Annotated in this window: 9 protein-coding genes; 8 read left to right on the top strand and 1 reads right to left on the bottom strand. The window is 67.3% G+C overall.

Annotated elements, in window-relative coordinates; genetic code table 11:
* Together malQ and treY are read left to right on the top strand one after the other, a co-directional pair.
* On the top strand, nucleotides 1-1,886 hold a 1,886-nt coding region (gene malQ / locus ACTHLF_RS15705; RefSeq protein WP_440328410.1), incomplete at its 5' end, for a 4-alpha-glucanotransferase.
* The gene (gene treY / locus ACTHLF_RS15700) at nucleotides 1,883-4,489 is read left to right on the top strand and encodes a malto-oligosyltrehalose synthase (RefSeq protein WP_440328408.1); all 2,607 of its coding nucleotides are present in this window, start codon (nucleotides 1,883-1,885) and stop codon (nucleotides 4,487-4,489) included. The genes malQ and treY, both read left to right, overlap by 4 nt.
* 22 nt (nucleotides 4,490-4,511) lie before the next feature.
* Here treY and ACTHLF_RS15695 read toward each other — a convergent pair whose 3' ends face one another.
* A complete protein-coding gene (locus ACTHLF_RS15695) occupies nucleotides 4,512-4,772 on the bottom strand; it encodes an acyl-CoA-binding protein (protein WP_440328406.1) in 261 nt (86 codons plus the stop codon).
* 124 nt (nucleotides 4,773-4,896) lie between these two features.
* Here ACTHLF_RS15695 and cmk point away from each other — a divergent pair, with 124 nt between their 5' ends.
* The 6 genes from cmk to ACTHLF_RS15665 form a co-directional block, all read left to right on the top strand.
* Nucleotides 4,897-5,574, top strand: a complete 678-nt coding sequence (cmk, locus tag ACTHLF_RS15690; RefSeq protein WP_440328405.1) for a (d)CMP kinase — start codon at nucleotides 4,897-4,899, stop codon at nucleotides 5,572-5,574.
* Nucleotides 5,575-5,749: 175 nt separating this feature from the next.
* Entirely contained in the window at nucleotides 5,750-7,423 is a 1,674-nt protein-coding gene (gene rpsA / locus ACTHLF_RS15685; protein ID WP_440328403.1) for a 30S ribosomal protein S1, read from the top strand.
* An 86-nt stretch (nucleotides 7,424-7,509) separates the two neighbouring features.
* A complete protein-coding gene (locus ACTHLF_RS15680) occupies nucleotides 7,510-7,809 on the top strand; it encodes an integration host factor subunit beta (protein ID WP_247335824.1) in 300 nt (99 codons plus the stop codon).
* A 113-nt stretch (nucleotides 7,810-7,922) separates the two neighbouring features.
* Nucleotides 7,923-8,183 (top strand): lipopolysaccharide assembly protein LapA domain-containing protein, encoded by a 261-nt coding sequence (locus ACTHLF_RS15675; RefSeq protein ID WP_440328401.1) that lies wholly within the window; start codon nucleotides 7,923-7,925, stop codon nucleotides 8,181-8,183.
* Complete coding sequence (lapB, locus tag ACTHLF_RS15670; protein WP_440328399.1) at nucleotides 8,180-9,352, top strand: lipopolysaccharide assembly protein LapB; 1,173 nt, start codon at nucleotides 8,180-8,182, stop codon at nucleotides 9,350-9,352. The genes ACTHLF_RS15675 and lapB overlap by 4 nt, the downstream gene beginning before the upstream one ends.
* A 44-nt stretch (nucleotides 9,353-9,396) precedes the next feature.
* A partial coding sequence (locus ACTHLF_RS15665; protein WP_440328398.1) for a glycosyl transferase family 4 occupies nucleotides 9,397-10,176 on the top strand: 780 nt, incomplete at its 3' end.

Genomic DNA, 10,176 nt, shown 5'->3' with positions numbered 1-10,176 from the left:
GCGCGGTACTGCCGCGCATGATCACCGCGGACGTCGGTGCACCGATCGAGGTGCCGGCCGCATCGCGCGGCCGCGTGTGGAAGCTGCTGGGGAGCGGTGACGTACTCGTCGGCGAGGGCGAGCTTCCCTCCGGCGAATCCCGGCTACCCGCCCAGGCCGAGCCTGGCTACTACACGCTCTTCGTCGACGATGCCGAAGTGGTCGTCGCCGTCGCGCCACCGCGCGCCTTCGGCGTAGGCGATGTGCAGGGCGCGCGCCGGCCCTGGGGCATGGCCGTGCAGGTGTCGGGACTGCGGCGGCCGGGCGACGGCGGCATCGGCGACTTCACCGCCTTGTCGATATGCGCGCGCGCGGCGGCGGAGAAGGGCGCGGACGCGCTGGCGATCAGCCCGGTCCATGCCTTGTTCGCCGCAGCGCCCGAGCGCTACAGCCCGTATGCGCCTTCCAGCCGGCTGTTCCTCAACGGCCTTTACATCGACCCGGCGCAGACGAGCGGCGAGCCCACCGTGCGTGCGGTGATCGATACGCACAACCTGCGCCAGGAGCTGGCGGAGCTGGAGTGGCTGGAACTGATCGACTGGCCACGCGCCGCCCGTGCGCGCATGACCATCCTGCGCTCGGTCTACGAATGGGCCTCGGTCGACCTTGCCCACGCCGATCGCTTCGCCACGTTCCGCCGAGAGCAGGGCGAACCGCTGGAGCGGCATGCACGGTTCGAAGCGCTGCATGCGGACTTCACCGCGCATGGCCGTCCCGGCGGCTGGCAGGGCTGGCCGGAAGCCTTCCACGATCCCGCGAGCCCCGAGGTCGCGGCCTTCGCCCGTGAGCACGCGCGCGAAGTCGGCTTCCATGCATGGCTGCAGTGGCTCGCGGCGCAGGGTCTTTCCGCAGCGCAGAAGGCCGCGCGCGATGCGGGCATGAAGATCGGCCTCATCGCCGACCTTGCCGTCGGCGCCGATTCGGGTGGCAGCCATGCCTGGGCGCACCAGGCCGAAGTGCTCAAGGGCCTTTCGGTCGGCGCGCCGCCGGATGCCTTGAACCGCCTTGGCCAGGATTGGGGCCTGACGACATTCTCTCCCCGTGGCCTGCGCGAGACCGGATTCCGCGGTTTCATCGGCATGCTGCGCGCGGCGCTGGCCTATGCGGGCGGCGTACGTATCGACCACATCCTCGGCCTGAAACGGCTGTGGATGGTTCCACACGGCGCGGGCGCGACCGAAGGCGCCTACGTGCGCTATCCGATGCAGGACCTGCTGCGCCTTATCGCCCTTGAAAGCCACATGCACCGCGCGGTCATCATCGGCGAGGACCTCGGCACGGTGCCGTCCGACTTCCGCGAGGCGATCGGCGGGAAGAACGTGCTGGGCATCCGCGTGCTGTGGTTCGAGCGCGCCGCGGATGGCGGCTTCGTCGCGCCACGCGAGTGGTCCGACAACGCGATGGCGACGACGAGCACGCACGATGTGCCCACCGTTGCCGGCTGGTGGAGTGGCCGTGACATCGAGTGGCGCAAACGCACCGGGCTGAACGATCCCGCCGTGGATGAAGCGGCCCAGCGCGAAGAGGACCGGCACCGCCTGTGGAGCGCGATGTACGCATCGAACTCGGCGTACAACGAGGAATCGCCACCCGCTCCGGACGACATCTCGCCGGTGGTCGTGGCCGCGGCGAAGCACGTGGCGCAGGCCCCCGCGCCCATCGCCATTTTCCCGGTGGAGGATGTGCTCGGCCTTCACGAGCAGCCGAACCTGCCCGGGCCGACCGATGCGGTGCACCCGAACTGGCGGCGACGCATGCCGGATTCGTCGGCGCGCCTGTTCGATGGCCCCATCGCGCATGCCGTCAGCGCAGCGATAGACCAGACCCGGAACCGGAACCGCACGTGAGCCCACCCCGCGCGCTGGCGCGCCTTCAGTTCCATGCGGGCTTCACGCTCGACGACGCCGTTGCGGTGGTCGGGTACTACGCGCGCATGGGCATCAGCCACCTGTATGCCTCGCCGAGCCTGCGTGCGCGCCGCGGCTCGACCCATGGTTACGACGTCGTCGATTGCCACGAGGTCAACCCGGAGATCGGCGGTGAGCCCGCGCTACGCCGGCTGGTGGCCGCGCTGCGCGAGCACGGCATGGGGCTCGTCGTCGATATCGTGCCGAACCACATGGGCGTGGGTAGCGAGAACGCGTGGTGGATGGACGTGCTCCGGCAGGGACGGGAGAGCCGTTACGCCGGGTATTTCGACATCGACTGGCTTGCGCCGGATCCGCTCGTGCGCGGACGCGTGCTGCTGCCGATCCTTGGCGATGGTTATGACCTGGTGCTGCGCGAAGGCCACCTGCGGCTGGGCAAGCGCCGCGGCGAATGGGTGCTGCGGCTTTACGACGATTACCTGCCGTTGTCGCCGGCGACATCCTCGCAGCTGGCCGACGATGCGGAGCGCACGCACGACCCGAAGGACGAAGCGGGCAGGGCGCGCCTGCATGCGCTCATCGAGAAGCAGAACTATCGCCTCGCGTTCTGGAAGCTCGCGAGCGACATGGTGAACTACCGGCGCTTCTTCGACATCAACGAACTCGCCGGCCTGCGCATCGAGCGCACGGTGGTGTTCGAGGATACCCATCGCACGATTTTCCGCCTGTATGCGGAAGGCCTGATCGATGGCGTTCGCTGCGACCACGTCGATGGCCTGGCCGACCCGCGCCGCTATTGCCGGCAGTTGCGCCACCGCCTGGAGCGGCTGCGTACGCAACGGCCGCAGGGTGCGCCACGCGATGCCGCGTACCTCGTCGTGGAGAAGATCCTGGCGGAGGATGAAGCGCTGCGACTGGACTGGCGCACGGACGGCACGACCGGCTACGAGTTCATGGACCAGGTGTCGGCCGTGCTGCACGACGAGCATGGCGAAGCACCGCTCACGGACCTGTGGCGGCGGCTCACGGGCGATGCCGCGGATTTCGCGACCCAGGCGGTGCGAGCGCGCCGGCAGATCCTGGTGGATAGCTTCGAGACCGAGCTGGATCGCACCGCGCGCGCCCTGTTCGCCGCCGCACGCGCCGACGTGGCGACACGCGATGTCTCGCAGGCGGCGATCCGCCGCGTGCTGGGCGAGTTGCTCGTGCACTTTCCGGTGTACCGCACGTATGCGGGTGGTGCGGGCCGCGATGCGTTCGACGAGGCGGTGTTCGCGCGTGCGGTGGAGGGGGCCATGCGCACCCTCCGCGTCGAGGACGTGGAACTGTTGCACCTGGTCGCGCGCTGGCTGGGTGGCGAAGCGCCGCGTGCCTTGCCGCCGGGGCCGGTGCGCCGTGCCCGCGAGCGTGCGATCGCCTCGTTCCAGCAGGCCACCTCCCCCGTGGCGGCGAAAGCCGTGGAGGATACGGCGGGTTACCGCTACGGCCGTCTGCTCTCGCGTAACGAGGTGGGCGTGGATGCCGCGCGGCTGGCTCTCCCGCCGGAGGACTTCCACGCCCGCTGTGCCGAGCGCCACGAGAACCTGCCGCACACCTTGCTCGCCACGGCGACCCACGACCACAAGCGCGGCGAGGACCTGCGGGCCAGGCTCGCCGTGCTATCCGAGGTCGCGGAGCGCTGGGTGATCACCGTGGAGCGCTGGCGGACCCGGCACGCGGGGCTACGCCAGCGTGCCGAAGGGCGCATGGCGCCCTCGGCATCGGACGAGGTGATGCTTTACCAGATGCTCGTCGGCGCGTGGCCGCTGGGTCTTGCCCCGGATGACGAGGAGGGCATCGAGCTTTTTGCCACCCGGATCGCGGCATGGCAGCGCAAGGCGCTGCGCGAGGCGAAGCGCTGGACGCGCTGGACCTCGCCCAACGAACCCTATGAAGACGCTTGTGAGGATTTCCTCAGGGCGATGCTGTCCGGTGGTGCGGCGGGGGAACTTCACGCCTTCGCCGAATACATCGCCACGCCCGGCGCGGCCAACGGCCTCGCCCAGACGGTCCTGCGCCTGACGACGCCCGGCGTCCCGGATCTTTACCAGGGCACCGAGTACTGGGATTTCAGCCTGGTCGACCCCGACAACCGGCGGCCGGTCGATTTCCTGGCCCGCTCGGCGTCGCTGGAACGCGAGCCGTCACCGGTGGAAGCACTGTGCGCCTGGCGCGACGGTGCCTTGAAGCAGTCCGTCATCGTGCGCCTGCTTTGCGCCCGCAAGGGGCACCCCGAGCTGTTCTCGCGCGGCACCTATCGTCCGCTGGAGGTGGCCGGCCCGGCGGCGGACAAGGTGCTCGCCTTCACCCGCGAACACCGCGGCCAGCGGCTGGTGGTGGCCGTGGGGCGTCACCTGGCGCCCTGGCTGGCCGGGCTGTCGGCACCGGCGATCCCCGCGGATCACTGGGAAGGAACGTCAATCGAGCTCCCCGCGGGCAAGTGGACCAGCCTGCTGGGCAGCGGGAGGCGGGAAGGGGGCAGGGTGCCCATGGCCGAGCTGATGGGCGAACTGACCGTCGCGGCGTGGATCACCGCGAAATAAGTTGGGGAGCTTTGGGGGCGGACTAGCCCCCGAGCTCGCGCACCAGCGAGATGTAATCCCGCATCGCCTGCTCGCGCGGGGTGCCGCTGAGCTTGGCCCAGGCCTCGTACTTGGCGGTACCCACGAAATCGAAGAAGCCGGGCTTCTCGCCGCGGACGTCCCCCTCCGAGCCCTGCTTGTAGAGGGCATAGATGCGCAGCAGCGTATCGTTGTCCGGCCGGTGCCCGAGCCGGGTGATGTCCAGCGACGCCTGTTCGAACTGGCTGCGGAGATCGTCTTGCATGCGTGCGCGCTGGCGTGGTGCTGGAAGGTTGGGGGGCTTGTAGCATGCGTGCCGGAAGCTGTCCATCAGGAGGCCTCGCCCGGCGGCTCGCTGTATCATGCGGGTTTCGCGACCGAGGTATCCCATGGCCCCCACGCCCGTCCCCGTCCTCACCATCGACGGCCCCTCGGGCTCCGGCAAGGGCACCATCAGCCGCCTGGTCGCGGAGAAGCTGGGCTGGCGCATGCTCGATTCGGGCGCGCTGTACCGCGCCGTGGGTTATGCCGCCGGCGCCGAGGGCATCGACCTCTCCGACGAGGCCGCGGTGACCCGCTGCGCCCAGCACCTCAAGATCCGCTTCCAGGCCAGTCCCGACGGCGGTGAGACCCACGTCCTGGTCAATGGCCACGATGCCACCGACGAACTGCGCACGGAAACGGCAGGGGCGGCGGCCTCGGCGGTCGCCGTGTTCCCCACGGTCCGCCAGGCCCTGGTCGACGTCCAGCTGGCGTTCCGCAAGGCCCCGGGCCTCGTCGCCGACGGCCGGGACATGGGCACCGTGATTTTCCCGGACGCCGCCTTCAAGGTCTTCCTGACCGCCAGCGCGGCCGAGCGCGCGAAAAGGCGCTATAAGCAGTTGAAGGATAAGGGGCTGAGCGTTACACTTGCAGGCCTGCAACGGGAAATCGAGGCGCGCGACGCACGTGATGCGTCACGGCCCGTCGCCCCGTTGAAGCCCGCCGAGGGCGCCGTCGTCATCGATACGACCGGCATGCCCATCGACGCGGTGGTGGCAAAAGTATTCGCTGTGGTGCGTCCGTAAGGGCGCATTCGGCACATCGCCCACGCAGTTGCGCGTGGGTTATTGGCAACGGTGCCCGGGGGCGCCATGTATGTGAGCCCCTCCGTAAGCACCCACAACCGGTGGGTCCCCCGTCCGCTCGCGTCAGTGATGATCGCCTGCGCCGGGTACGGCCTTTCATAACCCTGGAATCAACATGACTGAAAGTTTTGCCGAACTGTTTGAACAAAGCCAGCAGGCTATTTCGAAGCTGAAGCCCGGCTCGATCGTCACCGGTATCGTTGTGGAAATCCGCAACGACGTCGTGGTGATCAACGCTGGCCTCAAGAGCGAAGGCATTGTTCCGATCGAGCAGTTCAAGGATGAGAACGGCGCCCTCGAAGTAGAGGTTGGTGACGAAGTCAAGGTCGCGCTCGACGCGCTCGAAGACGGCTTCGGCGAAACCAAGCTCTCGCGCGAGAAGGCCAAGCGTTCGATGGTGTGGGACGACCTCGAGCAGGCGTTCGACAAGGAAGAGACCATCACCGGCAAGATCTCCGGCAAGGTCAAGGGCGGCTTCACCGTCGATATCAAGGATGTCCGCGCGTTCCTGCCGGGCTCCCTCGTCGACGTGCGTCCGGTCCGTGACCCGGTCTACCTCGAGGGCAAGGACCTCGAGTTCAAGATCATCAAGCTCGACCGCAAGCGTAACAACGTGGTCGTCAGCCGCCGCGCCGTCGTCGAGACCGAGTTCTCCGAAGAGCGCGAGAAGCTGCTCGAGCGCCTCACCGAGGGCGCGGTCGTCAAGGGTGTGGTCAAGAACCTCACCGATTACGGCGCGTTCGTCGACCTCGGCGGCATCGATGGCCTGCTGCACATCACCGACATGGCGTGGAAGCGCGTCCGTCACCCGTCGGAAGTCGTCAACGTCGGCGACGAGCTCGACGTCCGCGTGCTGAAGTACGACCGCGAGCGCAACCGCGTCTCGCTCGGCCTGAAGCAGCTCGGCGACGATCCGTGGGTTGCCATTGCCCGCCGTTACCCGGTCGGCAGCCGCCTGTTCGGCAAGGTTTCGAACGTGACCGATTACGGTTGCTTCGTCGAGATCGAGCCGGGCGTCGAAGGCCTGGTGCACGTCTCCGAAATGGATTGGACCAACAAGAACGTCAACCCGGCCAAGGTGGTTCAGGTCGGTGACGAGACCGAGGTCATGGTCCTGGACGTGGATGAAGAGCGTCGCCGCATCTCGCTGGGTATCAAGCAGACCCGCTCGAACCCGTGGGAAGCTTTCGCCGCCATGCACAAGAAGGGCGACAAGGTCTCCGGCCAGATCAAGTCGATCACCGACTTCGGCATCTTCATCGGTCTCGAAGGCGGCATCGACGGTCTCGTCCACCTGTCCGACATCTCGTGGCAGGCCTCGGGTGAAGACCTCGTCCGCAACTTCAAGAAGGGCGACGAAGTCGAAGCCGTTGTGCTCGCCGTGGATCCGGAGCGTGAGCGCATCTCGCTTGGCATCAAGCAGATGGAGCAGGATCCGTTCGGTCAGTTCATGGCCACGAACCCGCGCGGCACGGTCCTGACCGGTACGGTCAAGGAAGTGGACGCCAAGGGTGCGCTGGTTGACCTGGGCGAAGGCGTCGAGGGCTACATCCGTGCCAACGACATCGCCAAGGAACGCGTGGAAGACGCCACGCAGTACCTGAAGGTGGGCGACGCTGTCGAAGCGAAGTTCACGGGCATGGATCGCAAGGGCCGCCAGCTGCAGCTGTCGATCCGCGCGAAGGACGAGGAAGAGCTGGCCGACACCATGGCCGACTACCAGTCCGCTGCCGGTGGCACGACGAAGCTCGGCGCGCTCCTCAAGGAGCAGATGAACAAGGCCGACTAAAGTCGGAGCGAGGGGCGGCGAACCCGCCCCTCGTTTTTGTTGTAACCTGTTGTTTGCGTCAGCTTTATCGAAGAACCAGGGGACCCATGACCAAGTCGGAACTGATCGAGGCGCTGGCGCGGCGCCAGACCCACCTTGCCTTCAGCGATGTGGAACTTGCCGTCAAGAGCGTGCTCGAACAGATGAGCCATGCCCTCTCCACGGGCGAGCGCATCGAGATCCGCGGCTTCGGCAGCTTCGCGCTGCACTTCCGTCCGCCGCGCATGGGGCGCAACCCCAAGACCGGCGAGGCAGTGGCCCTGCCGGGCAAGCACGTGCCGCATTTCAAGCCGGGCAAGGAACTACGCGAACGCGTAAACCTGGCCCTCGAAGACGCCGCTTCCTAAGCGGCGTTTTTTTTGGCCTGGCGCCGGGGAACCGCACAACCTTTACCCCCGAAAACTGTACAAATTCCAAACCGTTCCGCCCAACCCAATCACGATTCAGGTACAGTCGCCGGATGCGTCTGATCGCCATACTTTTCATGCTGTTGTTCGTTGCCGCCGGGGTCGTCTTCGGTGCGCTCAACGCCGACCTGGTGCCCTTCGATTTCGGGTTCGCCCGGGCGTCGCTGCCCAAGGGCGGCACCATGCTCGCCTTCCTCCTGGCTGGGTGGGTCCTTGGTGGCCTCACTGCCTGGGTGGGCACCTCGTTCGCCCACCAGCGAAAGCGCCGGCGGGCCCTCCGCGGCAGCAAGGTAGCTAGCGCGAAGCCCGCATGAACCCGATCTGGTTGCTGGCGCTCGTACCCCCCATCGCCTTCGCGTGCGGCTGGTGGATCGCCCGACGCACCGACGCCAAGCGCTCGGGAGCCAGGGTAAACGAGCTATCGTCCGATTACTTCCGTGGCCTGAACTACCTGCTCAACGAGGAGCAGGACAAGGCGCTGGAGGTCTTCCTGCGCCTGGCCGAGTACAACCGCGACACGGTCGAGACCCACCTCGCACTGGGCAACCTGTTCCGCAAGCGCGGCGAGGTGGATCGCGCGATTCGCTTGCACCAGCACCTGGTATCGCGCCAGGGCCTTTCCGACGAGATGAAGACCGTGGCCCTGCTGGAACTGGGTGAGGACTACATGCGCGCGGGCCTGCTCGATCGCGCGGAAACCCTGTTCTCCGACCTCGTCGCCATGGATGCGCTGGCGCCGTCGGCATTGCGCCACCTCATCGCCATCTACCAGCACGAGCGCGAATGGCACAAGGCCATCGACCACGCCCGCCGGCTGGAGGCCATGACCAGCGAAGACGAGTCGGCGATGATCGCGCAGTTTTACTGCGAGCTGGCCGAACAATCCCGGCAGCATGGCGCGCGCACCGAAGCGCGTGAGTACATCCGCGAAGCGTTCGCGTGCCAGACCGATTGCGTGCGTGCGCACATGATCGCGGGGCGCTTGTCGTCGGAAGAAGATGACATGCCGGCAGCCATCGCGTCGTACGAAGCTGCGATCGCGGCGGATATCGCCTTCGTGCCCGAGATCCTGCCGCCGCTTCTTCACTGCTACGCCCGCTCCCAGCAGATGGATCGCGCCGAAGCCTTCCTGCGCGAGATCATGGGCAGGTACCACGGCATTTCCCCGGTGCTGGCGCTGACCCGCCTTTACGAAGGCCGCGATGGCGAACGTACCGCGATCGACTTCCTCACCGGCCAGCTGCGCAAGCGGCCGTCGGTGCGTGGCCTCATGGCCCTCATCGATGCCACGATGGACAAGGTCTCCGGCGAGGCGCGCGAGAACTACCTGATCCTGCGCGACCTGACCCGCAAGCTGCTCGAAGGGCAGGCGATGTACCGTTGCAGCCGCTGCGGCTTCGGCGCCAAGGCCCATCACTGGCAGTGCCCGAGCTGCAAGAACTGGGGCACCGTGCGTCCCATCCATGGTGTCGCCAACGAATGAGTCCGACCTTGCCCAGCCCGGTCGCTCTCGCCCTTGGCTGCCTCGTGGCTTCGTTCCTGGTCTCCTTCGCGAGCGTCCGCGTGGCCATTGCCTACGCCCACCGCCGGGGCATGCTCGACGCCCCGGGCCAGCGCCGCTCGCACAGCATCCCGACCCCCCGGGGTGGCGGGATCGGAATCGTCCTCGGTGTACTGGTCGGCATGCCGGCGGCCATGCTGCTGCTCCCGCCTTCACCGGGCGCGGTGGTGGTCGGGGCCTTCACCGTGGGGGTCATCGCCATCGCCGCCATCGGCTGGCTGGACGACCACGGGTCCCTGCCGATCCGGCCGCGGCTGGCGATCCAGCTCATCGCCACCGTGCTGTTCTGCCTGGCGGTGGCCGGCCAGACCTCCAGCCTGTGGTGGGCCGTACCGCTGGTTCTTGCGGGCGTTTGGTGCATCAACCTGCACAATTTCATGGATGGCATCGACGGCATCGCTGCGCTCCAGGCCATCGTGTTCGGCGCGGCGACGGCGCTCATCGCGGTAGAAGCCGGGGCGTTCGGGATTGGCATCGCAGCCGCCTGCCTCGACCTGGCGGCGGTCGGCTTCTGGTATTTCAACCGCTCCCCGGCGCGCATTTTCATGGGCGACGTGGGCAGCGCCACGGTCGGTTTCATCGTTTTTGCCCTCACGGCCATGCTGTGGGCGTGGCGAACCGACCTGCTTTGGCCTGAACTGATCCTGTCGTCGGCCTTCGTCATCGACGCGACTTTGACGCTGCTCGTGCGAATTCTGCGCGGTGCGCGCTGGTACACTCCACACCGCGAGCACCTCTATCAATGG

Origin of the sequence: Luteibacter sp. (genome assembly GCF_051958795.1) — a bacterium.
GTDB lineage: Bacteria > Pseudomonadota > Gammaproteobacteria > Xanthomonadales > Rhodanobacteraceae > Luteibacter.
This window is presented reverse-complemented; position numbering and strand designations above follow the sequence as displayed.

Bases quoted from the DNA above. Each gene is read 5' to 3' on its own strand.
- ACTHLF_RS15675 (WP_440328401.1), top strand. From the start codon at position 7,923: ATGCGTCTGATCGCCATACTTTTCATGCTGTTGTTCGTTGCCGCCGGG.
- ACTHLF_RS15680 (WP_247335824.1), top strand. From the start codon at position 7,510: ATGACCAAGTCGGAACTGATCGAGGCGCTGGCGCGGCGCCAGACCCAC.
- lapB (WP_440328399.1), top strand. From the start codon at position 8,180: ATGAACCCGATCTGGTTGCTGGCGCTCGTACCCCCCATCGCCTTCGCG.
- cmk (WP_440328405.1), top strand. From the start codon at position 4,897: ATGGCCCCCACGCCCGTCCCCGTCCTCACCATCGACGGCCCCTCGGGC.
- rpsA (WP_440328403.1), top strand. From the start codon at position 5,750: ATGACTGAAAGTTTTGCCGAACTGTTTGAACAAAGCCAGCAGGCTATT.
- ACTHLF_RS15695 (WP_440328406.1), bottom strand. From the start codon at position 4,772: ATGCAAGACGATCTCCGCAGCCAGTTCGAACAGGCGTCGCTGGACATC.